At 53.9% G+C, this 25,093-nt stretch carries 27 protein-coding genes and 1 pseudogene; 17 read left to right on the top strand and 11 right to left on the bottom strand.

Translation table 11 applies throughout. The features are described from left to right. The 6 genes from bamC (at nucleotide 1) to ACLW56_RS06535 (ending at nucleotide 6,278) form a co-directional block, all read left to right on the top strand. Nucleotides 1-1,008: an outer membrane protein assembly factor BamC gene (bamC, locus tag ACLW56_RS06560; protein WP_330982989.1), complete on the top strand. Its 1,008-nt coding sequence runs from the start codon at nucleotides 1-3 to the stop codon at nucleotides 1,006-1,008. Between the two features lie 111 nt (nucleotides 1,009-1,119). Continuing rightward, a complete protein-coding gene (gene purC, locus ACLW56_RS06555) occupies nucleotides 1,120-1,833 on the top strand; it encodes a phosphoribosylaminoimidazolesuccinocarboxamide synthase (protein ID WP_330982988.1) in 714 nt (237 codons plus the stop codon). A 289-nt stretch (nucleotides 1,834-2,122) separates the two neighbouring features. After that, nucleotides 2,123-2,998, top strand: coding sequence for a neutral zinc metallopeptidase (locus tag ACLW56_RS06550; protein ID WP_330982987.1), 876 nt, complete (start codon nucleotides 2,123-2,125; stop codon nucleotides 2,996-2,998). A gap of 17 nt (nucleotides 2,999-3,015) precedes the next feature. Beyond that, the gene (locus ACLW56_RS06545; protein ID WP_330983073.1) at nucleotides 3,016-5,001 is read left to right on the top strand and encodes a tRNA(Met) cytidine acetyltransferase TmcA; all 1,986 of its coding nucleotides are present in this window, start codon (nucleotides 3,016-3,018) and stop codon (nucleotides 4,999-5,001) included. A 78-nt stretch (nucleotides 5,002-5,079) separates the two neighbouring features. Further along, nucleotides 5,080-5,775 (top strand): esterase, encoded by a 696-nt coding sequence (gene ypfH, locus ACLW56_RS06540; RefSeq protein ID WP_330982986.1) that lies wholly within the window; start codon nucleotides 5,080-5,082, stop codon nucleotides 5,773-5,775. Between the two features lie 209 nt (nucleotides 5,776-5,984). Further along, nucleotides 5,985-6,278: a YciI family protein gene (locus tag ACLW56_RS06535; RefSeq protein WP_330982985.1), complete on the top strand. Its 294-nt coding sequence runs from the start codon at nucleotides 5,985-5,987 to the stop codon at nucleotides 6,276-6,278. Nucleotides 6,279-6,516: 238 nt separating this feature from the next. Here ACLW56_RS06535 and ACLW56_RS06530 read toward each other — a convergent pair whose 3' ends face one another. Both ACLW56_RS06530 and ACLW56_RS06525 read right to left on the bottom strand, forming a co-directional pair. Next, nucleotides 6,517-6,912, bottom strand: a complete 396-nt coding sequence (locus ACLW56_RS06530) for an Imm63 family immunity protein (RefSeq protein WP_330982984.1) — start codon at nucleotides 6,910-6,912, stop codon at nucleotides 6,517-6,519. Continuing rightward, complete coding sequence (locus tag ACLW56_RS06525) at nucleotides 6,909-7,136, bottom strand: hypothetical protein (protein WP_330982983.1); 228 nt, start codon at nucleotides 7,134-7,136, stop codon at nucleotides 6,909-6,911. Before ACLW56_RS06525 ends, ACLW56_RS06530 begins: the two co-directional genes overlap by 4 nt. Nucleotides 7,137-7,614: 478 nt before the next feature. Here ACLW56_RS06525 and ACLW56_RS06520 point away from each other — a divergent pair, with 478 nt between their 5' ends. Beyond that, on the top strand, nucleotides 7,615-8,052 hold the full coding sequence (locus ACLW56_RS06520) for a hypothetical protein (protein WP_330982982.1): 438 nt from the start codon (nucleotides 7,615-7,617) through the stop codon (nucleotides 8,050-8,052). 194 nt (nucleotides 8,053-8,246) lie between these two features. Further along, nucleotides 8,247-8,786, top strand: a complete 540-nt coding sequence (locus tag ACLW56_RS06515; RefSeq protein ID WP_330982981.1) for a DUF2058 domain-containing protein — start codon at nucleotides 8,247-8,249, stop codon at nucleotides 8,784-8,786. Nucleotides 8,787-8,809: 23 nt separating this feature from the next. Here the strand turns inward: ACLW56_RS06515 and ACLW56_RS06510 are convergent, their stop codons facing one another. From ACLW56_RS06510 to ACLW56_RS06490, 5 genes are read right to left on the bottom strand one after another with little or no spacing between them, the layout of a single operon-like run. Further along, nucleotides 8,810-9,508, bottom strand: a complete 699-nt coding sequence (locus ACLW56_RS06510) for an RluA family pseudouridine synthase (protein ID WP_330982980.1) — start codon at nucleotides 9,506-9,508, stop codon at nucleotides 8,810-8,812. Beyond that, complete coding sequence (locus ACLW56_RS06505; RefSeq protein ID WP_330983076.1) at nucleotides 9,508-9,774, bottom strand: hypothetical protein; 267 nt, start codon at nucleotides 9,772-9,774, stop codon at nucleotides 9,508-9,510. The genes ACLW56_RS06510 and ACLW56_RS06505 overlap by 1 nt, the downstream gene beginning before the upstream one ends. After that, nucleotides 9,771-9,965, bottom strand: a complete 195-nt coding sequence (locus tag ACLW56_RS06500; RefSeq protein WP_330982979.1) for a YpfN family protein — start codon at nucleotides 9,963-9,965, stop codon at nucleotides 9,771-9,773. Before ACLW56_RS06500 ends, ACLW56_RS06505 begins: the two co-directional genes overlap by 4 nt. A gap of 27 nt (nucleotides 9,966-9,992) precedes the next feature. After that, complete coding sequence (gene dapE / locus ACLW56_RS06495; RefSeq protein WP_330982978.1) at nucleotides 9,993-11,120, bottom strand: succinyl-diaminopimelate desuccinylase; 1,128 nt, start codon at nucleotides 11,118-11,120, stop codon at nucleotides 9,993-9,995. A 3-nt stretch (nucleotides 11,121-11,123) separates the two neighbouring features. After that, nucleotides 11,124-11,477, bottom strand: coding sequence for an ArsC family reductase (locus tag ACLW56_RS06490; RefSeq protein WP_330982977.1), 354 nt, complete (start codon nucleotides 11,475-11,477; stop codon nucleotides 11,124-11,126). 355 nt (nucleotides 11,478-11,832) lie between these two features. Between ACLW56_RS06490 and ypfM the strand changes: the two genes are divergently transcribed. Beyond that, nucleotides 11,833-11,892 carry a protein YpfM gene (gene ypfM, locus ACLW56_RS06485; RefSeq protein WP_087867655.1) on the top strand — a complete coding sequence of 20 codons (60 nt, stop codon included), beginning with the start codon at nucleotides 11,833-11,835 and terminating at the stop codon, nucleotides 11,890-11,892. A 113-nt stretch (nucleotides 11,893-12,005) separates the two neighbouring features. Here the strand turns inward: ypfM and acrD are convergent, their stop codons facing one another. Further along, on the bottom strand, nucleotides 12,006-15,119 hold the full coding sequence (gene acrD / locus ACLW56_RS06480) for a multidrug efflux RND transporter permease AcrD (protein ID WP_330982976.1): 3,114 nt from the start codon (nucleotides 15,117-15,119) through the stop codon (nucleotides 12,006-12,008). A 219-nt stretch (nucleotides 15,120-15,338) separates the two neighbouring features. Here acrD and nudK point away from each other — a divergent pair, with 219 nt between their 5' ends. Further along, on the top strand, nucleotides 15,339-15,914 hold the full coding sequence (nudK, locus tag ACLW56_RS06475) for a GDP-mannose pyrophosphatase NudK (protein ID WP_330982975.1): 576 nt from the start codon (nucleotides 15,339-15,341) through the stop codon (nucleotides 15,912-15,914). Between the two features lie 75 nt (nucleotides 15,915-15,989). Next, complete coding sequence (locus ACLW56_RS06470) at nucleotides 15,990-17,036, top strand: DUF1176 domain-containing protein (protein WP_415377605.1); 1,047 nt, start codon at nucleotides 15,990-15,992, stop codon at nucleotides 17,034-17,036. A 74-nt stretch (nucleotides 17,037-17,110) separates the two neighbouring features. On the opposite strand, the gene tkt is transcribed toward ACLW56_RS06470, so the two are convergent. Continuing rightward, on the bottom strand, nucleotides 17,111-19,105 hold the full coding sequence (gene tkt, locus ACLW56_RS06465) for a transketolase (protein WP_330982974.1): 1,995 nt from the start codon (nucleotides 19,103-19,105) through the stop codon (nucleotides 17,111-17,113). 21 nt (nucleotides 19,106-19,126) lie between these two features. Beyond that, nucleotides 19,127-20,074 (bottom strand): transaldolase, encoded by a 948-nt coding sequence (gene tal / locus ACLW56_RS06460; protein ID WP_330982973.1) that lies wholly within the window; start codon nucleotides 20,072-20,074, stop codon nucleotides 19,127-19,129. Between the two features lie 277 nt (nucleotides 20,075-20,351). Between tal and maeB the strand changes: the two genes are divergently transcribed. The 3 genes from maeB to ACLW56_RS06445 all read left to right on the top strand — a co-directional run bounded on the left by maeB (nucleotide 20,352) and on the right by ACLW56_RS06445 (nucleotide 23,386). Beyond that, nucleotides 20,352-22,631: an NADP-dependent oxaloacetate-decarboxylating malate dehydrogenase gene (gene maeB, locus ACLW56_RS06455; protein ID WP_330982972.1), complete on the top strand. Its 2,280-nt coding sequence runs from the start codon at nucleotides 20,352-20,354 to the stop codon at nucleotides 22,629-22,631. 120 nt (nucleotides 22,632-22,751) lie between these two features. Beyond that, entirely contained in the window at nucleotides 22,752-23,027 is a 276-nt protein-coding gene (locus tag ACLW56_RS06450; protein WP_330982971.1) for a type II toxin-antitoxin system HicA family toxin, read from the top strand. Then, on the top strand, nucleotides 23,024-23,386 hold the full coding sequence (locus ACLW56_RS06445) for a type II toxin-antitoxin system HicB family antitoxin (protein WP_330982970.1): 363 nt from the start codon (nucleotides 23,024-23,026) through the stop codon (nucleotides 23,384-23,386). Before ACLW56_RS06450 ends, ACLW56_RS06445 begins: the two co-directional genes overlap by 4 nt. Here ACLW56_RS06445 and ACLW56_RS06440 read toward each other — a convergent pair. Then, nucleotides 23,383-23,469, bottom strand: a pseudogene (locus ACLW56_RS06440) (hypothetical protein); the annotation flags it as partial. The gene ACLW56_RS06445 and the pseudogene ACLW56_RS06440 overlap by 4 nt on opposite strands. A gap of 134 nt (nucleotides 23,470-23,603) precedes the next feature. Here ACLW56_RS06440 and eutS point away from each other — a divergent pair. The 3 genes from eutS to eutQ are packed head-to-tail and all read left to right on the top strand — an operon-like array spanning nucleotide 23,604 to nucleotide 25,092. Next, nucleotides 23,604-23,939 (top strand): ethanolamine utilization microcompartment protein EutS, encoded by a 336-nt coding sequence (gene eutS, locus ACLW56_RS06435; RefSeq protein ID WP_330982969.1) that lies wholly within the window; start codon nucleotides 23,604-23,606, stop codon nucleotides 23,937-23,939. Nucleotides 23,940-23,951: 12 nt separating this feature from the next. Further along, nucleotides 23,952-24,431: an ethanolamine utilization acetate kinase EutP gene (gene eutP, locus ACLW56_RS06430; protein ID WP_330982968.1), complete on the top strand. Its 480-nt coding sequence runs from the start codon at nucleotides 23,952-23,954 to the stop codon at nucleotides 24,429-24,431. Beyond that, a complete protein-coding gene (eutQ, locus tag ACLW56_RS06425) occupies nucleotides 24,409-25,092 on the top strand; it encodes an ethanolamine utilization acetate kinase EutQ (protein WP_330982967.1) in 684 nt (227 codons plus the stop codon). Before eutP ends, eutQ begins: the two co-directional genes overlap by 23 nt. Nucleotide 25,093 lies beyond the last annotated feature (1 nt).

The raw sequence follows: 25,093 nt of genomic DNA, 5'->3' as shown, positions 1-25,093 counted from the left end.
ATGGCTTACTCAGTACAGAAGTCGCAGCTGGCAAAGGTTGCGGGAGTTTCACTTATTATGCTCCTCGCGGCCTGTAGTTCCGATTCGCGCTACAAGCGCCAGGTCAGCGGTGATGAGTCTTACCTGGAGGCGGCGCCGCTTTCTGAACTGCATGCGCCAGCCGGGATGATCCTGCCTATCCAGAATGGCGATTACAACATTCCGGTTGCCCGTGGCGACGGTGCGACAGGTAAAGCGCTGGACATCCGTCCTCCTGCTCAGCCGTTGGCGCTGGTGTCCGGGGCTCGCACTCAGTTCACGGGTGACACCGCCACGCTGATGGTGGAAAGCGGACGCAACGGTAACCTGTGGCCACAAGTGGTAAGCATCGTGCAGGCGAAGAACTACACCATCGACAAGCGTGATGATGCTTCGCAGTCACTGACCACCGATTGGGTGCAGTGGAACCGTCTTGATGAAGACCAGCAGTACCGTGGTCGCTATCAGATCTCCGTGAAGCCGCAGGGTTACCAGCAGGCTGTTGTGGTTAAGCTGCTGAACCTGGAACAAGCAGGCAAACCGGTTGCTGACGCCGCTTCCATGCAGCGTTACAGTTCGGAAATGCTGAACGTGATTTCTGCCGGTCTGGATCAGAACGCGACCAGCGCGCAGAACGCCGCACAAAGCCGTGCGGGCGCATCGTTCGATGTGCAGAGCGCAGCGGATGATACTGGCCTGCCAATGCTGGTGGTGCGTGGTCCGTTCAACCTGGTGTGGCAGAAACTGCCCGCCGCGCTTGAAAAAGTGGGCATGAAAGTTACGGACAGCACCCGCTCTACGGGCAGCGTGGCCGTGACCTACAAACCGCTGTCTGACAGCGACACGGGTCTCTCCTCCGGCGACTATAAGCTGCAGGTAGGCGACCTCGATAACCGCACCAGTCTGCAGTTCATCGATCCGAAAGGCCACACGCTGACCCAGTCGCAGAATGATGCGCTGGTAGCCGCCTTCCGGTCCGCTTTTAAATAAGAAATAACAGGGTCAGAGCCATCTGGCCCTTTTTTCTGATATGATACGCAAACGTGTGCGTCGGCAGAAAAGCCCGATTTTATTGTTAATTTCCTTACCGGAGTATTGAAGATGCAAAAGCAAGCTGAGTTGTATCGCGGCAAAGCGAAAACCGTTTACAGCACGGAAAACCCGGACCTGTTGGTGCTCGAATTCCGCAACGATACGTCAGCAGGTGATGGTGTGCGCATCGAACAGTTTGACCGTAAAGGGATGGTGAACAACAAGTTCAACCATTTCATTATGAGCAAACTGGAAGCAGCGGGCATTCCGACCCAAATGGAGCAGTTGCTGTCTGACACCGAAAGCCTGGTGAAGAAACTGGAGATGGTGCCCGTCGAGTGTGTTATCCGTAACCGCGCCGCCGGTTCACTGGTAAAACGCCTGGGCATTGAAGAAGGTATCGAACTGAACCCACCGCTGTTCGACCTGTTCCTGAAAAATGACGCCATGCACGACCCGATGGTGAACGAGTCTTACTGTGAGACCTTCGGCTGGGTCAATAAAGAAAATCTGGCAACAATGCGCGAGCTGACGTACAAAGCCAACGACGTGTTGAAAAAGCTGTTTGACGATGCGGGCCTGATCCTGGTCGACTTCAAACTGGAATTTGGTCTGTTCAACGGCAAAGTGGTGCTGGGTGATGAGTTTTCCCCGGATGGCAGCCGTCTGTGGGACAAAGAAACCATGGATAAAATGGACAAAGACCGTTTCCGTCAAAGCCTCGGCGGCCTGATTGAAGCCTACGAAGAAGTGGCTCGTCGTTTAGGTGTTGAGCTGGATTAAGGCTAAACCCTTATTAAATCAGAGGATGCTTAGCATCCTCTCAGATTGCTGACAAAGAAGGAAAAAGCGTGGTTTTTCCTTCTTTGTGGTGAGCAGCCGAAAATCAATGAATTGATTTTCCTTATTTTTTGTTCGATGACCTATGACAAATCTTCATTTGTTGGAGGTTTGTCATTACTCTCAGAGGATGCTTAGCATCCTCTTTTGTTTTCTGACTCGCTGACTATGGTAATCCGCGCCTTAAGCGCCTACGATCATCCTATCAATATCAGGAAAGATAGAGGTAGTTATGCGTTGGCAAGGTCGTCGCGAAAGCGACAACGTCGAAGACAGACGTAATGATTCCGGCGGGATGCCGCCAATGATGGGCGGCAGGGGCAATATTCGTCTTCCGCGCGGCAAAGGCGGCATTATTCTGCTGATTGTCGTGGTTGTCGCAGGCTATTACGGTGTCGACCTCACCGGCATGCTGACCGGCCAGCCGATGGTGCAGCAGCAAAGCACCCAGCGTTCGATAAGCCCTAATGATGACGAAGCGGCGAAATTCACCTCGGTGATTCTGGCGACCACCGAAGACACCTGGGGGCAAATATTCCAGAAAATGGGGCGTCAGTATCAGCAACCGAAGCTGGTGATGTACCGTGGCGCAACCCGCACAGGCTGCGGCACCGGGCAATCCGTTATGGGGCCGTTTTACTGCCCGGCGGACAGCACCGTTTATATCGACCTGTCATTCTACGATGACATGAAAAACAAACTCGGCGCGGACGGCGATTTCGCGCAGGGCTATGTCATCGCCCACGAAGTCGGGCATCACGTGCAAAAACTGCTGGGCATCGAGCCGAAAGTGCGCCAGATGCAGCAGAATGCTTCCCAGGCTGAAGTGAACCGCCTGTCCGTGAAAATGGAACTGCAGGCCGACTGCTTCGCGGGCGTCTGGGGCCACAGCATGCAGCAACAAGGTGTACTGGAAGCAGGTGATGTTCAGGAAGCACTGAATGCCGCCGAAGCCATCGGTGATGACCGTCTGCAACAGCAAAGCCAGGGCCGCGTGGTGCCAGACAGCTTCACGCACGGTACTTCAGAGCAGCGCTACTCCTGGTTCAAACGCGGTTTTGACAACGGCGATCCTTCCCAGTGCAACACCTTTGGCAAACAGTTTTAAAGTGACTTATGAGTGATATGGAGGCCATCGCCGCCGGGGCGATGCGCATGAAGGAACAAGGCATTCGCCGCCTGCTGGTACTGAGCGGCGAAGGTGACTGGGTTTATCATCAGGCGCAGCAACTGCGGCTGAAACTGGCGGGTGACGGCATTTGGATTGGACCGGAGGCTGTCGCTGAACCCTGCTGCTTACCTTCAGCCCTAAAAACTCTGCTCGGGCGTGAATTTCTTCACGCCTTTTTTGATGCCCGCGAAGGATTTGACGTCGCCGCCTTTGCCGCTCTGGCCGGGGCGCTGAAAGCGGGAAGCTGGCTGGTCTTGCTCATTCCCGATATCGACAGCTGGTCGGAAAGGGCAGACGGCGATTCCGTCCGCTGGAGCGACAGCGCAGATCCGATTCCTGTCCCCCATTTCATCCACCATTTTTGTCGAACTTTAAAGGGCGATGCTGAAGCGGCCGTCTGGCGGCAGAATCAGCCTTTTACCTTACCGGAAGCGTCAACTCGCCCGGCCTGGCATGAAGCCAACGGTGAACCTCAGGCAGAGCAGGCCAGGATTTTAGCGGCCCTTGCCACAATAGAACCCGGCGTTGCGGTCGTGACGGCGGAGCGCGGACGAGGAAAATCTGCGCTGGCGGGAATGCATCTTCGTACGTTGCCCGGCACTGCGATGGTTACCGCTCCCGCGAAAGCAGCCACTGACGTACTGGCCGCCTTTGCGGGTGAAGCTTATCGCTTTATGGCTCCGGATGCGTTGTTACAATCCACCGAACAAGCCGACTGGCTGATAGTGGATGAAGCGGCCGCCATTCCCGGCCCATTGCTGGAAAAACTGGTGAGCCGTTTTTCTCGCATACTGCTGACGACAACAGTGCAAGGCTACGAAGGCACCGGGCGAGGCTTCCTGTTGAAGTTCTGCGCTCGCTTCCCACAGCTAAACGCTTTCTCCTTGCAACAACCCATCCGCTGGGCTGCGGGCTGCCCGCTGGAACGTTTTGTCAGTCAGGCTTTGTTGTTTGACGACGAACTGCCCGCGTTTTCAACGCAGGGAGAATTGAGCATTGAGCCCGTAGAACAGGCTGAGTGGCAAAGCTCTCCCGAGCGATTAGAAGCTATGTACCGCCTGCTTTCTGCTGCGCATTACCGCACGTCGCCGTTGGATCTGCGAAGAATGATGGACGCGCCCGGTCAGCATTTCTGGCGCGCTCACTATCAGGAACATCTTGCCGGAGCGCTCTGGCTGGTGGAGGAGGGCGGGCTTAGCCCTGCGCTCAGTCAGGCTGTCTGGGCTGGTTTCCGTCGCCCACGTGGCAATCTGGTGGCGCAGTCACTGGCGGCCCATGGCGGCTCTCCGCTGGCGGCGACGCTACGCAGTAAACGCATCAGCAGAATAGCCATTCACCCCGAACATCAACGCCAGGGCCTGGGGCAGAAAATGATTGCCGGGGCCGTGGCGCAGCTTCGCGACTGCGATTATCTCTCCGTCAGTTTTGGGTTCACCGACGAACTGTGGCGTTTCTGGCTGCGTTGCGGCTTTCACCTGGTGCGATTAGGCACTCATCGGGAAGCCAGCAGCGGGTGTTATAACGCGATGGCGGTTTATCCCTTAACGCCAGCCGGAAAAGCGTTGGTCGAAGCAGAGCAGGCAAGATTAGAGCGCGATGCTGTCTGGCTCAATAAATGGCGAGATGTGGCGCTGAACACACAGATTCCGCCAGAGACTATGCTTAATGAAAGCGACTGGCTTGAGCTGGCAGGGTTTGCGTTTGCTCATCGCCCGCTGATGGCGGCGCTCGGGAGTCTTAATCGACTGCTGAACAACGTTGTTCTGCCTCTGCCAGCGCTGCGAGGCGCGCTTCAACAACAGTCAGAGGAAGTCAACGTGAGCGGGCGTAAAGCGCTGCTGGCTCTACAGCGTCAGGAAGCGGCGAGTGCGCTGGCACATCTGGATGCCAGTCGTTGTTCACAGCTTGCTGAACAGGTGAAAAAGCTGCAATTTTTTTAACTAACTCATTCAGTTAAATGTCATGGTCATTATCGCCACGCGGCGTAGACTTCCTTGCAACACGTTAAGGAGAGAGCCATGAAACACGACCATTTTGTTGTACAGAGTCCCTCAGCCCCAGCCCAACAGTTGCTGCTGTTGTTTCATGGCGTGGGCGATAACCCGGTGGCGATGGGGCAGATTGGCAGCTGGTTTGCGCCGCTGTTTTCGCAAGCCTTGATTGTCAGCATCGGCGGCATTGAACCGTGCGGGCCAACAGGCCGACAGTGGTTTTCAGTGCAGGGCGTGACGGAAGAAAATCGTCAACAGCGTGTCGATGCGGCGATGCCTGCGTTTATCGACACAGTCCGCTACTGGCAGAAAGAGAGCGGCGTAAGCCCACTGGCTACCGCGCTGATTGGTTTTTCGCAGGGCTCGATAATGTCGCTGGAAAGCACCAAAGCGGCACCGGATCTGGCTTCGCGCATCATCGCTTTCAACGGTCGCTTTGCCACGCTGCCGACCAAAGCCAGCATCAGCACGACGGTGCATCTGATCCACGGCGGCGATGACAGAGTGATTGATTTAGCGCATGCGGTAAGCGCGCAAGAAACCTTGCTGGAAGTCGGCGGCGACGCCACGCTGGATATCGTAGACGACCTGGGTCACGCCATTGATGACCGCAGCATGCAGTTTGCCCTCGACCACTTGCGCTACACCGTGCCAAAGCACTATTTCGACGAAGCGCTCAGCGGCAGCAAGCCTCAGGATGACGATATTATTGAGTTGCTGTAATGCTTTCTGAATGACAAACGCTTTGGCTGGGGCGTTTTTTTGTGTTTTTTGTGCGCTTTCGTTCCAGAAGCGGACTATCTCACACCCCATTAAGTCTCCTTCATGTACAAAAATAGGTATTTCCCTATTATGGTGGAAAATCATTTCATCACTTCAGATTGTCTTCTTCTGGTGATGGCTTTAAGCTTGATTTTTAGAAGGATTTTAAAATGAGCATCATTTATATTGTTGTTTTAACTTATATAAAACCAATTGAGGACGTTGATTCTCAAATGTCAGAACATGTTGAGTGGCTGAAGAAAGGTTACTCAGATGGCGTATTTCTTGCTTCAGGAAGGCGAATTCCTCGTAATGGTGGCGTCATTCTTGCAAAATGTGACGACATTGAATCTCTAAAAGCTCGCCTTAGCCAGGATCCATTCCAAACCCTGGGTATTGCGAAAACTGAAATTATTCCCTTTGAAGCCACTATGAAAGCTCATTTGCTGGACACTATGTTCTGAGTTCATTCCGGCTCAGTAGCTCGTATTGAGCCGACCTGAATCGCTATAGCTTTGGTAGCCATTTTTTAGTTGGCATAGTAGTGCCAGCTTCTGCTGTTCGCTCAAAAAAGACCTTTAGCGAACGCCTTTTTCGCAAAGTGTCAAACGAATGCTACATACTTCGAAGTGGGCTAAGCCGTGATATGAGAATCAAATTACCGATATAGGTGACTCGAAAAAATTAATGGCATTTGTGAATCTAAGCGCTAAGAATTTCTGAAAATTCTTTGCGCTTCCTTGTCGCCCATTCAGGTTTAATGGAAAGCATTAAACTATATTGTTTTCGAAAATAAACATCTCTGAATTCCTTTTCAGGTGAGCTGTTCATGGCTGCAAATTTTGAAGCTAACCCAACCACTCCGCACTCAACAAACCAATAAAGAATCTCATCATCACTAAGAGTCACTTTACGCGCTATTTCGATACCTCTTTCATTGACAATGAAATGATATTCTTTATCATGAATTTCCAGATATGGAGTAGCCATACCATCAGGTCTGTCAGGGATGAAGAAGTAATAATTGGGCCTTATCCCACCTCCAATTTGCTCACCGATTTTTAGAAGTTCTGCGCGTAACTCGTCGATATTTTTCATGATTTATTGATTTTTAGAGTTAACCATTCATTCCAAACATCCTCCGCATCAATATCTTGATAGCCTCGGCTTTTAGTCATGTCTCTGGAAATTTCTGTCGGTAATTCAACAGCGGTAGCATTATCTCGTATTGACTCAACCTCATGCCGGGTCAGTTCACGGCCACTCTCCTTTTCTTTTGCTTCAAGCAATGCAACAAGTGTCGGGATAAATACAATCGCCATTATCACTAAGTCTCCATTAATCGCTAAATTTGAATCATTCTGGCATAAATAGCAGGTTGTAACATATCCTCTCAGACCTCTCATTGATAGGGTTTTTATTTTCATCTACGTACATCAGAGTAGCTGGTAACCCATTGTTCCAAAGAATGTAATAACCCAAAAGCAATTACATCCCGCAATGGGATCTTCCTTCCAGTAATAACCATTGTTTAAGTAGGTCTATGGTCGTATCCTTCCTCCGCGCCTGCCAAATCAGGTGCCGGGATTAGCCTCCTGAAGTAAACTCACCGACGACACACTGGCGCGTTAGCGCCTTTTTGTGTCGTCCGCACGGTCACACCTCAATGGTGGGTCGGGCAGGGGCGTCGCAAGACGCGCTGGATCGGTGAGACCAGTAAGGCTAACCCTGTTCGCTCCGCCACCCGTGGGATTAGCCTCTCCGCTGGCGATCATAAATTTTCTCACCACAGGGTGTTTTATGACTTCCTACCTTCCCCAACATACCGATGTGTTAACTCTTCCCTTTAACGCCGCCACCGATTTCACCGATCTGGCGGAGTGCTGCGATCGTTTGGCCGTCACACTGATGGAATGCAACGAGAGCGTTTACAAGATGGCGCTGTTGGCGCGCATCGGATCTTGTCTGGCACTTTTGCGCCCGACGCTTAACGACCCGATCCCTGAACACCTGATTGAGCGATTCACTGTCGACAAGCTCCCCGAAACTCAGGCGTGCTTTGAACCTGATGCTGAAGCGCTGTGTGAATACTGTCAGGCGTTAACCCACGTGCTTTGTCAGCAGTCTCAGCTGCCGCAAACAGAGCAGGCGCTGAAAGGGCTGTTGTGCGAGTTGATGTGGATGTTTGCGGGCGATCTGAAAGCGCCGCGCTGGGCTCGTGAGCAGGTGAAGCACTGAGAATGATGGCACTCTGAATATTGCCCGGTAACTATGGAGATTCATTTAAAGGAAACGGTAATCAAATAAATACAGTGCCTGTAGGCCAGCTAAGTGCAGCACCAGCAGGCATAGCATTTGCCCGCACTTGCCTGGTACAGCCTTAACGATTACAGGTATAATCTCCGCATTACCCACACGATTCAGAGTCGACAATGACAAAACTCACCCTACAAGAGCAGATGCTCAAAGCTGGCTTAGTGTCCAGCAAGAAAGTCGCCAAGGTTCAGCGCACGGCCAAAAAATCCCGTGTTCAGGCGCGTGAAGCGCGTGAAGCGGTGGAAGAGAATAAGAAAGCCCAGCTTGAGCGTGACAAAGAGTTAAGCGAGCAGCAGAAGCAAGCGACGTTAGCGAAAGAATACAAAGCTCAGGTGAAGCAACTGATTGAAATGAACCGCATCACTGTCGCCAGAGGCAATATTGATTTCAACTTTACCGACGGCACGCTGATCAAAAAAATCGTGGTCGATAAAGCGACCCAGACTCAGCTTATTAATGGCCGTCTGGCGATTGCACGCCTGCTTGTGGAAGGCAGTAGCGACGCTCAGTACGCCATCATTCCTGCAAGCGTCGCGGATAAAATCGCGCAGCGAGATGCCAGCAGCATTGTGCTCAATAGCGCCCTGAGTCAGGAAGAGCAGGACGAAGACGATCCGTATGCTGACTTTAAAGTGCCAGACGATTTGATGTGGTAAACCGCGGCCAACACGCCAGCCATTCAGAACGGGCTGGCGTTTCTGGCATTGATCTTTTTGCCAGTGATGGGATGAACAAAGTTCAACGCGCTGGCGTGCAGCATCAGCCGTGGTGCTTGCTCAGTACCCGGCAAATCAAGCCCGCCGTACAAATCGCAACCTAAAATGGGATGGCCTAAGTGCTGGCAGTGAATACGCAGCTGATGCGTGCGCCCGGTTTCCGGTGTGAGCTGGACTCGCGTTAACGGCAGCAACTTCCCGTCTTCCACCTCACGTGTAAAACGCTCAACGACCCGATAGTGGGAACGCGCGGGCTTGCCGTGAATTTCGCAAATCGACATCAGCGGAAACAGCGCCGGATCTTTGGCTATCGCCGCATCGATGATTCCTTCGTCATCCTCCAGATGCCCGCACAGCAGGGCGCTGTACTCTTTCGTCACGCAACGCTGGCTGAACCGCTGGCAAAGTGCAGCATTGATGGCTTTATTGCGAGCCACCACCATCAGGCCGGATGTGCCGAAATCCAGGCGATGCACCAGCGTGCAACCGGGGAATTGCTGGACTAACCGATAATGCACTGAATCCAGATTTTGCGGGTTTTTCCCTGAAAGGCTAAGCAGCCCGCTGGGTTTGTTGATGAGCACCAGATGGTCGTCCTGCCAGAGGATCCCAATGTCGTCGTGACACGGTGGGGCAATAAAAGTATCGATAAGGGTAGACATCAGGCCGCCCGGCAAAAGAGTGGAGGCGGATAATAACCAATTTCGGGCGAGGGTGAAAACAAAACGCCCAGGCTTTGCCTGGGCGTTGAGACTGATGACAAACCTCTAACGAATACAGTTTTGTCATGGGTGGCGAAACAAACAATAAGGAAAATCAATTCATTGATTTTCGGCTGCTCACCACAAAGAAGGAAAAACCACGCTTTTTCCTTCTTTGTCAGCACACTGAACGCCCCGGCTATCAGGCCAGGGCGTTGCAGGATCAAGACTTCTTATCTTTCGGCCAGTCGTCGTCATCGTCCCACTTGTCGTTGAAATCGCGATGCGGGGGAAGGTCTGGCTTGTTTGCCATGTACTTCTTCGGGTCGACGCGCTTGAGATCTTTGATAACGTTAAGAATAACGCCTAACAAAAACACCAGCACCAGGATCCACCAATATTTTGCCAGCCAGTCCATGCCTGATACCTCTTCAAATGAGGCCGCTTACGCGACCAGTTGTTCCATAATCCGCTGATACATCCGGGCCAGAAGCTGCAGGTCGGCGGCGTTCACGCATTCGTTGATTTTATGAATGGTGGCGTTGACCGGCCCCAGCTCCACAACCTGTGCACCCATCTGCGCGATAAAACGCCCATCTGAGGTGCCGCCTGTGGTCAGCAACTGTGGTTTAATTTCATTATAGTGCTCAATGGCATTCACCACCGCATCCACCAGTTTACCGCGTGCCGTCAGGAAGGGCTGCCCGGAGACCCACCAGTCCACGCTGTAGCGCAGCTCATGTTTGTCGAGCAGGGCGATAACCTTCTGCTTGATGGCTTGGTCCGTCAGCTCGGTGCTGAAACGGAAGTTGAACTGCACAAACAAATCGCCTGGGATAACGTTGTTGCTGCCGGTGCCCGCTTTGATATTGGCAATCTGCATGCTGGTCTGCGGGAAGAACTCGTTACCTTTGTCCCACTCGATGCCTACCAGTTCGTTAAGCATTGGCGCGGCGCGATGCACCGGGTTATCGGCCAGATGCGGATAGGCCACATGGCCCTGCACGCCGTGAATGGTCAGGTTACAGGTCATTGAGCCACGACGACCGTTCTTCACGACATCGCCCACCACTTCAGTACTGGACGGTTCGCCGACCAGGCAGTAATCCAGACGTTCATTACGTGCCATCAGCGCTTCTACGACTTTCACTGTGCCGTGCGTGGCACTGGCTTCTTCGTCGGACGTTATCAGAAACGCAAGACGCCCTTTATGGTTCGGGTGCTGAGCAACAAAGCGCTCGGCAGCAACGACCATCGCCGCCAGTGAACCTTTCATATCCGCGGCGCCGCGACCAAACAGCATGCTGTCACGAATGGTCGGTTCGAAAGGAGGGGTGATCCAGCGATCGGCATCGCCCGGTGGCACCACGTCGGTGTGCCCGGCGAACGCGAGGGTTTCCCCTTTGCCGCGCCATGCCCAGAAATTTTGTGTGTCGCCAAAATCCATGGCTTCAACGGTAAATCCAATCGCGCGCAGGCGCTCAATCATCAGCGCCTGGCAGCCCGCATCGTCGGGGCTCAGGGAAGGGCGGCGAATAAGCTGTTGGGCCAGCTCAATGACCGGGCATGACATACACTACACCTCGTTATACGTCTGGTAACTGGAATCACTAAAGCCCAGCAGCATAGGCTTACCGGGCGCGCAGAGCAATGGGCGTTTGATGATTGCTGGCATTTCGAGCATCAGCGCCGCGGCGGCCTCGGGGGTGTTAATGGAGGTGCGCAAGGATTCGTCGAGTTTGCGCCAGGTGGTACCTCGTGTATTCAACAGTGCTTCCCAGCCCAGTTCGGTGATGAAAGTGGCTAACAATGCACTGTCGAGGCCATCGGCACGGTAGTCATGAAAGCGATACTCAAGCTGGTGTTCTTCCAGCCAGCGGCGTGCCTTTTTAATGGTGTCGCAGTTTTTAATGCCATACATCGTTATCATGGTTAATCCTTTTGCGTGGAAACCGGTGAATCGCTCAGTTTTTTAGAATAGATTTATTCAGCTTTAAATCATATGCGAAATAAGCATTCAGACCTACCGCTGTGACTGCGAAATATCTGAGGCAATCATCTGAATGAAATGTCACTCAGCCTGCATAACGTTGCGAAATCATGCAGGAGTATTATTGTTTCTAAATATTGCTGCAAGTCACATTAAATTAATGGTGACTCGACCATAGTGACTGTAAGCCTAGCTATACGGTATCCGGAGGCAGTACATCGCAGCGATTGGGTCAATCATCTTCACATCACCAGGCTATTTTTATACACTAACCATAATAATAAGAGAGGTTGTTATGATCGAACATGAACTGGGAAACTGGAAAGATTTTATCGAAGATATGCTTCGTAAATAATTCCATTGTGGGTAATGCGCTAACTGTTTAAACGTATCACATTTCTCAACACCAATAAGAAAGGCGACCCGATGAGGTCGCCTTTTTGTTGTGCAGTCGAAAAGTTGTTCAGTTTATTCCGGCTTCGGTTTCAGCGGGAAGCGACGACGCACCAGCACGAAGAACAGCGGCACGAAGAATATCGCCAGCACCGTCGCGGATATCATCCCACCCATTACACCGGTACCGACCGCATGTTGGCTGCCGGAGCCCGCGCCGGTGCTGGTGGCCATCGGCAGTACGCCGAAGATAAACGCCAGCGAGGTCATCAGGATGGGGCGCAAACGCTGACGACAGGCGTGCAGCGTCGATGACAGCAGATCCTGGCCTTTCTCATTCATCTCATTAGCAAATTCAACGATAAGAATGGCGTTCTTCGCCGCGAGCCCGATAACCGTCAGCAGGCCCACCTGGAAGTAAACGTCGTTCTCCAGCCCACGCATCCAGGTGGCAAGCAGCGCACCGATAACCCCAAGCGGCACGACCAACATCACTGAGAACGGCACGGACCAGCTCTCATAAAGTGCAGCCAGACACAAGAACACGACCAGCAGCGAAATAGCGTACAGGGCAGGGGCCTGTGCACCTGAAAGCCGTTCCTGCCAGGACATAGCGGTCCACTCCAGCCCAAACCCCGTCGGCAGTTGGCTGACGAGTTTTTCCATGACATCCATTGCCGTACCGGTACTGACGCCCGGTGCGGCTTCACCGATGATTTCCAGCGCGGAGTAGCCGTTGTAACGTTCCAGGCGTGGAGAACCCGTTTGCCAGCGCGACGTAGCGAACGCTGAGAACGGTACCATTTGCCCGCTGCTGTTACGCACATACCAGTAATTGATATCGTCCGGCAACATGCGATACGGCGCGGCGGACTGCACGTACACTTTCTTGGTACGCCCGCGATCCATAAAGTCATTCACATAGTCTGAGCCCCAGGCGGTTTGCATGGTGTCGTTGATGTCGTCGATAGATACCCCAAGCGCCTGGGCTTTGCGTTGGTCGATATCAATCTGCAACTGCGGGCTGTCATCCAGGCCGTTGTGACGCACACGGGTTAGCTGTGGGTCTTTACTCGCCATATCGAGCAACTGGTCTCGAGCCGCCATCAATGCTGTATGGCCTAAACCGGCGTGATCCTGAAGCTCCATATCAAAGCCAGCGGAACTGCCCAGGCCGCTAATCGCCGCCGGGTTGCTGGCGAACACGCGCGCTTCGTTGATTTTGTTAAACGCTTTGGTCGCGCGTTCGATAACGGCGAAAGAGGTGCCGGTTTTCGCATCCCTGTCGTCCCAGTCTTTCAGTCGGACAAACATACGGGCGACGTTCTGCCCGTTCCCGCCTGGGCCGGAACCGATAGTGGCAAAAATAGACGCGATGTTGGCACTTTCGTTTTTGAAGAAATAGTCCTCGACCTTCTCTACCACTTTCAGCGTTTGCTGCTGTGTAGAACCGCTTGGCAGCTGAATAGAGGTGAGGAACATCCCGCGGTCTTCCTGAGGCAGGAATGAAGTGGGCAGCTTCAGGAACAGGAACACCATGCCGCCGAGCAGCAGGACATAAATCAGCATCCAGCGCACGCTGCGGTGGATGATCTTGCCCACGCGAGTTTCGTAACGTTCAGCATTGCGGTTGAACATACGGTTAAACCAGCCGAAGAAGCCTTTCTGCCCGTGTTGTTCACCTTTGTGTAACGGCTTGAGCAGCGTGGCGCACAGCGCTGGCGTCAGGATCATCGCCACCAGTACCGACAGCACCATCGCCGACACGATAGTCACCGAAAACTGACGGTAAATCGCGCCGGTGGTGCCGCCGAAGAAGGCCATTGGAATGAATACCGCCGACAGCACCATCGCAATGCCCACCAGTGCGCCCTGAATCTGGCCCATCGATTTACGTGTCGCTTCGCGCGGCGAAAGCCCTTCCTCGGTCATGATACGTTCGACGTTTTCCACCACCACGATGGCGTCATCCACCAGCAGGCCGATGGCGAGCACCATCGCGAACATCGTCAGGGTGTTTATCGAATAGCCGAAGGAGTAAAGGATGGCGAATGTGCCCATCAAGACCACGGGCACGGCGATGGTCGGAATTAGCGTGGCGCGGAAGTTTTGCAGGAACAGGTACATCACCAGGAACACCAGTGCAATGGCTTCCAGCAGCGTTTTCACCACGTCGTGAATCGAGGCTTTGACGAACGAGGTGGTTTCGTAGGCGATTTTGTATTCCAGCCCGTGTGGGAAATAATGCGAAAGTTCATCGAGACGCGAGAGCGTGGCCTCGGCGGTCTGCATTTCGTTGGCGCCGGAAGCCAACTGAACGCCAAGCCCGGATGCCGGATTGCGGTTGTAGCGGCTCAGATAATCGTAGTTTTCTGCGCCCAGTTCGACAGTTGCGACATCCCCGAGCGTGACGACGGAACCGTCCTGATTCACACGGAGCGTGATATCGCGGAACTGCTGCGGGGTTTGTAACAGCGATTGTGCATTAACGGTTGCGTTCAGCGCCTGTTTATTCACCTGCGGCGTACCGCCCAACTGCCCAACGGCAACCTGAGCGTTCTGTGAGCTGATGGCATCCGTCACATCCTGGGTGGTCATCTGGTAGCTGTTGAGCTTCGCCGGATCCAGCCAGATACGCATTGAATACTGCGAGCCATACGCGGAGATATCGCCCACGCCGTTCACGCGACTGAGGGGTTCCTGCACGTTACTGGCGACGTAGTCGGCGATATCCTGCTTATCCATGCTGCCGTCCGTTGAGACGAAGGCGATGGTCAGGATGTTGGTGTCCCCGGTTTTACGCACCGTCACACCTTGATCCTGCACGGCTTGCGGCAGTTTCTTCAACGCAGATTGCAGTTGGTTTTGTACCTGCTGCATGGCTTCGTTCGGGTCAGTGCCTGCGGTAAAGGTGATGGTGACCGTGGCCTGCCCGGCGGAGCTGCTCTGGGAAGACATGTACATCATGTTATCGAGCCCGGTCATGTTCTGCTCGATAACCTGAGTCACGGTGTTCTCAAGCGTCTGGGCGGAGGCACCAGGGTAGGTCGCAGTGATGCGCACATTCGGCGGCGCCAAATCAGGATATTGCTCGACGGGCAGCGACAGAATAGCCAGCGTGCCGGTCAGACATAAAAGAATGGCCAGCACCCAGGCAAAAATGGGGCGATCGATAAAGAAATTCGCCATTAGAATCAGGACCTCATTACGCGTATTTTTTTGTTATGACAGGCTTTGAACACTGTAACGGCAAGGCCTGAGCGAAACGTGGAGAAAAAAAGGAGATAGTGTAAATTATCATGCCGCTTTCATGCATAAGAATACATAAAACAAGATAAAAGTGCGTAACGACAAAAAGGCGCACGGAAGGTAGACTTGAACGCTTCCTTCTGACGCCGTGGAGCCTGCATGTCATTCAATATCGAAATCATCAAAGACAAGATCCTGTCGGAAAACTACTTCATTTTACGCAACATCACCTACGACCTGACGCGCAGCAACGGTGAAGTGATTCGCCATAAGCGTGAAGTCTATGACCGTGGCAATGGCGCGACCATTTTACTCTATAACCCTGGCAAACAAAGTGTCGTGCTGGTGCGTCAATTCCGTGTGGCGACGTGGGTGAATGGCAATGAAGATGGCCGATTAATCGAAACGTGTGCTGGCCTGCTGGATGACGATGAACCTGAAGATTGCATCCGCAAAGAAGCGGTGGAAGAAACGGGTTATCAGGTCAGCAATGTCCGTAAAGTCTTCGAACTGTATATGTCGCCGGGCGGCGTCACTGAACTGGTGCATTTCTTCATCGCCGAATATGACGACAGCCAGCGAGCCAACGCGGGCGGTGGCGTGGAAGATGAAGACATTGAAGTGCTGGAAATGCCTTTTGCGCAGGCGCTCGCGATGGTGAAGCGAGGCGACATTCGTGATGGCAAAGCCGTTATCCTGCTGCAGTATCTGCAAAGCGCCGGTTTAATGGACTAATCCGATTGAGCGAGCCGGTCCACCAGGTGAGGATACGCCCCAGTTGTTGGTGATTTTTTCTTCTGGGGTCGTCTCGTGTCTTACCGTCTTTTTTTCCTCATGCTGCTTATCGGGCTGCCGTTAATGCCTGGCTGGGCTGCGCCCGTCCAACAGGAATTCAGCGACTGGCAGGTCACCTGTAATAACCAAAATTTTTGCACCGCGCGTAACGTCGGGCAGCATCACGGGTTGGTGATGACGCTCAGCCGCAGCGCGGGCGCACATAACGACTCTTCTCTGCGTATTGAACTCGGCGGGCCGGAAAATCTGCTGCCGAAAATCCCTGCGATTGCGACCCGTTTGCAGCTGGATGGCGTTCCGTTGACGTTGCCGGGTGAACACTGGCAGCTCACGCCATGGCTGTTGACCACCAGTGACACGCCTGGCATCACCACTTTCTTGCAGCATATTCAGGAAGGTCAGGCGCTCACGCTGAACGACGGCAAGCAGGTGATTTCGCTGGTCGGGCTGAAGGCGGCGTTACTGTTTATTGATGACAGGCAAAAACGCGTCGGCAGTGAAACCGCGTGGATCGGCAAAGGGGATGAGCCGCCGCTCAGCGTTCCCCCTGCACCTGCGCTCAAAGTGGTGAAGAAGGTCAATCCAACGCCGACGCCATTCAGCCGCGAAGAGTTTAACGACCTGCTCGATTACGGTACTTTACGCATGAGCAACAGCCAGTGCTCGCTCGATCCGCTGCGCCGTGAAGTGTGGGTCACGCCGTTGACCGACGATAAGGCGCTGCTGATGGTGAGCTGTGAATCCGGTGCCTATAACACGATTTATCGCGCATGGCTGGTGTCACGCGCGAAGCCGTTCAGCGCTCAATCGATACGGTTACGACTGCCGTTTCAGGCTCCCGACAGAGAAGAGCGCGAAATTGAACTGGTGAATTTGAGTTTTAACGATAAGACCCGCGAACTTATCACGCTCGATAAAGGACGCGGGCAGGGCGATTGTGGCGTGCAGACACGCTGGCGTTATGACGGTCAGCGTTTCCGGCTGGTGCGTTACGCCGGGCAGCCGACCTGTGATAACTGGAAGGGGCCAGACGGCTGGCCCACGTTATGGATTACTCGATAAGTTTTGCCTGATGGCGCTGGCGCTTATCAGGCCTGGAAAAGCTCATCACGTATGCCGCCACCGGGCAAACTGTATTATTTCCCGAGAACTTTCTTCGCCTTCTCGACAATGTTCTCCACCGTAAAGCCAAAGAACGGGAACAGCTTATCGGCAGGCGCGGATTCGCCGAAGGTGGTCATCCCGACAATCGCGCCTTTCAGCCCAACGTATTTGTACCAGTAGTCAGCAATGCCTGCTTCCACCGCCACGCGAGCGGAAACGTTCGAAGGCAAGACAGATTCTTTGTACGCCTCATCCTGAGCATCAAACACATCGGTAGAAGGCAGGGAAACCACTCGTACGTTATGGCCTTCACCGGCTAACTTCTCAGCCGCCAATACCGTAATTTCCACCTCTGAACCTGTCGCAATCAGGATGAGATCCGGTTTGCCGCCTGCGTCTTTCAGGATGTAGCCCCCGCGCGCAATGTCCTTCACCTGGTCCGGAGTACGTTCCATCTGGGCCAGGTTTTGCCTTGAGAGGATTAGCGCGGTCGGCCCGGTGTGGCGTTCGATAGCCGCTTTCCACGCCACGGCAGTTTCTACCTGATCGCAGGGGCGCCAGGTGCTGAAGTTCGGCGTCAGGCGCAGGCTGGCGAGTTGTTCAACCGCCTGGTGCGTTGGCCCGTCTTCGCCCAGCCCAATGGAGTCGTGCGTATACACCATAATCTGCCGGGCTTTCATCAGCGCCGCCATACGCGCGGCGTTACGGGCGTATTCGACAAACATCAGGAAAGTGGCGGTGTAGGGCACAAAACCGCCGTGATGGGCGATGCCGTTGGCGATAGCCGTCATCCCAAATTCGCGCACGCCGTAGTGAATGTAGTTCCCGGCATGATCTTCTTTCAGCGAAACGGATTCTTTCCAGATGGTCAGGTTACTAGGCGCAAGATCAGCGGAGCCGCCGAGCAGTTCAGGCAGAAGCGGCCCGTAGCTGTTCAGCGCGTTTTGCGACGCTTTACGGCTGGCGATTTTTGCCGGTTCGCCCTGCAATTTCTCGATGTAGTGCTGAGCGGTGGTTTGCCAGTTTTCCGGCAGCTCGCCGCTCATGCGCCGCAGAAATTCAGCCGCCAGTTCCGGGTGTGCTTTCTGATAGGCCGACAGTTTCTCTTTCCAGCCTTGCTGGGCTTTCTCGCCTTTCTGGTGCGCGTCCCAGGCCTGATAAATCTCTTTAGGAATTTCAAAAGCCGGGTATTTCCAGCCTAATTGTTTACGCGCCAGCGCCACTTCTTCTTCGCCAAGCGCCGAGCCGTGAGACTCCTCTTTCCCCGCCTTGTTTGGCGAGCCGAAGCCAATCACCGTGCGGCAGATAATCAGCGACGGTTTATCTTTCACGCTCTGCGCTTCGATGATCGCTTTTTTCACGGCTTCAGGATCGTGGCCGTCGATTTCATGCACCACGTGCCAGTGATAGGCCTCAAAGCGTTTGGCGGTGTCGTCGGTGAACCAGCCATCGGTTTCGCCATCAATGGAGATGCCGTTGTGGTCGTAGAAGCCAATTAGCTTGCCGAGCCCCAGCGTGCCTGCCAGGGAACAGGCTTCATGAGAAATGCCTTCCATCAGACAGCCATCGCCCATAAAGACCCAGGTGTAGTGATCGACAATGTCGTGGTCGGGCTTATTGAACTGCGCGGCCAACGTGCGTTCTGCAATCGCCATCCCAACCGCATTCGCCAGCCCCTGACCCAGCGGCCCGGTGGTGGTTTCAACGCCTGGTGTATAGCCAATTTCCGGATGGCCTGGCGTTTTCGAGTGCAGCTGGCGGAAGTTTTTAATCTCTTCCATCGGCAAGTCATAGCCCGTCAGATGCAGCAGGCTGTAGAGCAGCATTGAGGCGTGCCCGTTCGATAAAATAAAGCGGTCGCGATCGTACCAGTGCGGATCGTTCGGGTTGTGTTTGAGGAAATCATTCCACAGCACTTCGGCAATATCGGCCATCCCCATCGGGGCGCCAGGGTGACCGGAATTGGCTTTCTGCACGGCGTCCATACTCAGGGCGCGAATGGCGTTGGCGAGCTCTCTGCGGGACATAGTTCTTCTCCGTGGCAAAAGTTACAGTTTGGCGGCAAGTAAGTCTTCGAGTTTGCGCTGGTCGACGGCGAACAGGCGGATACCTTCAGCCAGTTTATCCACCGCCATCGGGTCCTGATTGTGTTCCCAGCGAAACTCCGCTTCGCTCAGTGGGGCGGGGCGATGAAAGAATTGGGAGGCCGGGATCAGTTTGCGGGTCACAGGCGCTTCTTTGTCCTGCAACTCTTTGAGCAATGCTGGCGCGATGGTTAAACGGTCGCAGCCTGCCAGCGCCAGAATTTGTTCGGTGCGACGGAAGCTGGCTCCCATGACCACGGTTTCGTAGCGGTGCTGTTTGAAGTAATCGTAGATATTACGCACCGATTTCACGCCCGGATCTTCATCCACCACGTACGGGTCCATCGGTTCACGTTGTTGATACCAGTCGTAAATACGCCCGACAAACGGAGAAATCAGGAACACGCCCGCTTCGGCACAGGCCCGAGCCTGCGCGAAGGAAAAGAGCAGCGTCAGGTTGCAGTGAATGCCTTCTTTTTCCAGCACCTCGGCGGCGCGAATGCCTTCCCAGGTGGAGGCCAGTTTGATCAGAATTCGCGATTTGTCGATGCCCTGAGCGGCGTACAGCTCAACCAGATGGCGGGCTTTGGCAATGCTCTTTTCTTTATCAAACGACAGGCGCGCGTCCACTTCGGTAGAAACACGACCCGGGATACTTTTCAGAATTTCTGCACCGAAATTCACAGCCAGCTTGTCGCAGGCATCCATGACCTGCTGTTCGCGGCGGCTCTGCTTCTTGCCAAAGGCCACGGCATCGTCAATCAGGTGAGTATAGTGCTCAAGGCCCGCGGCTTTCAGCAGCAGTGACGGATTGGTGGTGGCATCTTCAGGTTGATAGTGACGGATGGATTCGATATCGCCGCTGTCGGCGACCACGGTGGTGAATTTTTTAATGCCTTCTAGCTGGTTCATGAAAAAAGCTCCTTACAAAGCAAAGCGTTAGTCGAATGCGTTCGCCCGCATTTTGGGGATGATTTCGCTATACCTAACTCAAAAGCATAGCAGACAGGACTCGCCTTGCTTTACGACAGCCCGTAACATGAGTGTTAAAAATGACTAACAAAATCGCTTTTCATTGACGAGAGTATGGCAGCCTTCAAAGTTTACCGAGTGGCAAAAGGCGATACTCACCGGTTAGCACCGGGAACAGATTTCTCCTGACAAAAACGATACGTGAAAGGAACATCAAATGGACGACCAGTTAAAACAAAGCGCGCTCGACTTCCATGAATTCCCGATCCCAGGGAAAATTCAGGTCTCTCCCACCAAGCCGCTGGCGACTCAGCGCGACCTGGCGCTCGCTTATTCACCCGGCGTTGCCGCCCCGTGCCTCGAAATCGAAAAAGACCCACTAGCGGCATACAAATACACGGCCCGTGGCAACCTCGTAGCCGTCGTTTCCAACGGCACGGCGGTACTCGGTTTAGGCAACATCGGCGCGCTAGCCGGTAAGCCGGTGATGGAAGGGAAAGGCGTACTGTTCAAAAAATTTGCCGGGATTGACGTTTTCGATATCGAAGTCGACGAACTCGATCCGGACAAATTCATCAACGTGGTGGCCGCACTTGAGCCTACGTTTGGCGGCATCAACCTTGAAGACATCAAAGCGCCAGAGTGTTTCTACATTGAGCAGAAACTGCGTGAGCGCATGAAGATCCCCGTCTTCCACGACGATCAGCACGGCACGGCGATCATCAGTACCGCAGCCATTCTCAATGGCCTTCGCGTGGTTGAAAAAAATCTTTCTGACGTGCGGATGGTGGTCTCTGGCGCAGGCGCCGCAGCCATTGCCTGTATGAACCTGCTGGTGGCGCTCGGCATGCAGAAACACAACATCGTGGTCTGCGACTCGAAAGGCGTTATCTATAAAGGCCGCGAGCCAAATATGGCAGAAACCAAAGCGGCGTATGCAGTCGAAGATGACGGTAAACGCTTGCTGGATGATGTTATTGAAGGCGCGGATATCTTCCTTGGCTGTTCCGGCCCGAAAGTGCTGAGCCCTGAGATGGTGAAGAAAATGGCTCGCGCGCCAATGATTCTGGCGCTGGCGAACCCGGAACCGGAAATTCTGCCGCCGCTGGCGAAAGAAGTGCGTCCGGATGCCATCATCTGCACCGGGCGTTCGGATTACCCTAACCAGGTGAACAACGTGCTGTGCTTCCCGTTCATCTTCCGCGGCGCGCTGGATGTCGGCGCAACGGCTATCAACGAAGAGATGAAGCTGGCGGCCGTTCACGCGATTGCTGAACTGGCGCATGCTGAACAGAGTGAAGTGGTGGCGTCGGCCTATGGCGATCAAGATTTGAGCTTCGGGGCCGAATACATCATTCCGAAACCGTTCGATCCGCGTCTGATTGTGAAAATCGCACCAGCTGTAGCAAAAGCGGCGATGGAGTCCGGCGTGGCAACGCGTCCGATTGAAGACTTCGCTGTGTACGAAGAGAAGCTGAGCGAGTTCGTCTATAAAACCAACCTGTTCATGAAGCCGATTTTCTCTCAGGCGCGCAAAGAGCCAAAACGCGTCGTACTGGCGGAAGGGGAAGATACTCGCGTCCTGCACGCCACCCAGGAGCTGATCACCCTGGGGCTGGCGAAGCCCATTCTGATTGGTCGCCCGAACGTTATCGAAATGCGCCTGCAAAAACTGGGGCTGCAGATGAAGCCGGGCGTCGATTTTGAAATCGTTAACAATGAGTCCGATCCGCGCTTCAAAGAGTACTGGATGGAGTATTACGCCATCATGAAGCGCAAAGGGATCACCCAGGAGCAGGCGCAGCGTCATGTGATCAGCAATACCACCGTTATCGGGGCGATCATGGTGCAGCGCGGCGAGGCGGATGCCCTGATTTGCGGCACCATCGGTGACTATCACGAGCACTTTACGGTGATTCAGCAACTGTTCGGCTATCGCGATGGCGTGCACACCGCGGGCGCTATGAACGCGCTGCTGCTGCCAAGCGGCAACACCTTTATTGCTGACACCTACGTCAATGACGATCCAACGCCTGAACAGCTGGCGGAGATTACGCTGATGGCGGCTGAAACGGTGCGTCGCTTCGGCATTGAGCCGCGCGTGGCGCTGTTGTCGCATTCTAACTTCGGTTCATCAAACTGCCCGGCTGCGACCAAAATGCGCAACACGCTCGACCTGGTGCGCGCCAGCGATCCGGAACTGATGATCGACGGCGAGATGCACGGCGATGCGGCGCTGGTGGAAAGCATTCGTCACGAACGTATGCCAGACAGTCCGCTGAAAGGCTCAGCGAATATTCTGGTGATGCCAAACATGGAAGCGGCGCGTATCAGCTATAACCTGTTGCGCGTGTCGAGTTCAGAAGGGGTGACGGTAGGGCCTGTGCTGATGGGCGTGGCGAAACCGGTGCATATCCTGACGCCGATTGCTTCAGTTCGCCGTATCGTCAATATGGTGGCGTTGGCGGTGGTCGAGGCTCAGACTCAGCCGCTTTAATCGTTTTTCCTTTCTTTCAGCGCGGGGCTCTCCCGCGCTTTTTATTTTGAGACTTCATCAATTGACTTCATTTCAATGGCTGCTATTATGACTTCATAATTTGACATCACGGATGTGCTCATGGACGAGAGTACTGTTTCACTTAGCACACGCCACCGTGCGACGCTGGAGTTAATTTTCCGCGTGCCAACCTCTTCCGGGCTTAAATGGAAGTCTGTTGAGGCGTTGGTTGTTGCGCTGGGTGGTGAGATTAAGCAGGGCAGTGGATCGCGAGTTCGCCTCTTGTTAAATGGGAGCATCGCCCGGTTTCATCGACCTCATCCGTCACCGGATACCGATAAGGGCGCAGTGGCCAGTCTGAGAGAGTGGCTGGAAAGCACGGGAGTTAAGCCATGACCAAAACACCAACTATCCTCAATATTATGGTTATCGACGGCCAGTCGGCGATCATCACCTATGTCCCTGAGCTGAGTATGTTTCGCGGGAAATTTCTCGGATTAACGGGGTATTGTGATTTTGTGGCCGACAGCATTGAAGGACTGAAGTCGGAAGGGCTGATTTCACTGTCTGAATATCTGGAAGACTGCCGTGAAAATGGCATTGAGCCATTTGAGCAGGATGAAAAAGTGAAAACCTTCACCCTGCGGTATCCCGAGTCTTTTGGTGAGCGGCTTAGCCTCGCCGCGGCAGAGCAGCAACAGTCGGTCAATGCCTATATTGTTGAAACCTTAGCCGAGCGGATGAAGCGCGGCTAAACCCATTCCCGGACTTGAATAAACTCACTCAAGGCAGCCTCCGGGCTGCCTTCTTCTGGCCGGAAATTGTATTCCCGGCGCAGATTTCTCCCGCGCCTTTTTATTTTCCCTTTCTTAGTGATCCACTTCACCTTTTAAACCTGCTTGCCGAATTTTGTTATTTACTCTGACAAAAAAACGCCACGATGAGGGCAGTTTTTAGCGGAGGCGGTGAGCTATGGAAAAAGAACGCATTATTCAGGAATTTGTGCCGGGGAAACAGGTCACGCTGGCGCATCTCATTGCGCACCCCGGCGAGGAACTGGCGAAAAAAATTGGCGTTCCCGAAGTAGGCGCCATCGGCATCATGACGCTGACACCAGGTGAAACCGCGATGATTGCCGGTGATTTAGCCCTGAAGGCGGCAGAGGTACATATTGGCTTTCTCGATAGATTCAGCGGCGCGCTGGTTATCTACGGCTCGGTCGGTGCGGTAGAAGAAGCGTTATTACAAACGGTCAGTGGTTTGGGTCGGTTATTAAATTTCACTTTGTGCAATCTGACAAAAAGTTAATCAGAGGCGGTGATGAAACGTATTGCGTTTGTCGGTGCGGTGGGGGCGGGGAAAACAACGCTCTTTAATGCGCTACAGGGAAATTATTCTCTCGCCAGAAAAACACAGGCCGTGGAATTTAATGAAAATGGCGATATCGATACGCCAGGGGAATATTTTAGCCATCCGCGATGGTATCACGCCTTAATTACCACACTGCAGGATGTCGATACGTTGATTTATATACACGCGGCAAATGATAAAGAAAGTCGCTTACCTGCCGGGCTGTTGGATATCGGCGCCAGTAAACGACAAATCGCCGTGATCAGCAAGACGGACATGCCGGATGCCGACGTCGCCGTAACGCGACAACTCCTTCGCGGGATGGGGTTTCAGGAGCCGATTTTTGAGCTCAATAACCATGACCCGCGCAGCGTGCAGCACCTGGTGGATTATCTGACTGAGCTCAGCCAAAAGGAGGAAAGGGCAGGTGAAAAAACTTATCACGGCTAACGATATTCGTGCGGCCCACGCACGCGGCGAACAGGAAATGTCGGTTGTTCTGCGCGCCAGCATTATCACCCCGGAGGCGCGCGAAGTGGCGGAGCTGCTGGGCGTCACCCTCAGCGAGTGCGAGGAATCGGCACCGGCTGCGGTGGACGAGGGCAAAACGGAAAGCCAACGCCTTCGCGAAACCATCATTGCACAGTTACCGGAAGGGCAGTTTACCGAAAGCCTGGTGACCCAACTGATGGAAAAAGTCATGAAGGAGAAACAGTCGCTGGAGCAAGGCGGAATGCAGCCGAGCTTTCACTCGGTGACCGGCAAAGGCGGCGTCAAGGTCATCGACGGGAGTAGCGTGAAGTTGGGTCGTTTTGACGGCGCACAGCCGCACTGCGTGGGGTTAACCGATCTGGTGACCGACCAGGACGGTAGCAGTATGGCCGCCGGGTTCATGCAGTGGGATAACGCCTTTTTCCCCTGGACGCTGAACTACGACGAAATCGACATGATTCTGCAAGGTGAGCTGCACGTTCGCCACGAAGGCGAAACCCTGATTGCTAAAGCCGGGGACGTGATGTTTATCCCGAAAGGCTCCAGCATCGAATTTGGTACGCCCTCGACGGTGAAGTTTCTGTATGTGGCCTGGCCTGCGAACTGGCAGTCCTGCTAAG

Origin of the sequence: Pantoea sp. sgz302252 (genome assembly GCF_047713085.1) — a bacterium.
In the GTDB taxonomy this organism is placed as follows: Bacteria; Pseudomonadota; Gammaproteobacteria; order Enterobacterales; family Enterobacteriaceae; genus Scandinavium.
This window is presented reverse-complemented; position numbering and strand designations above follow the sequence as displayed.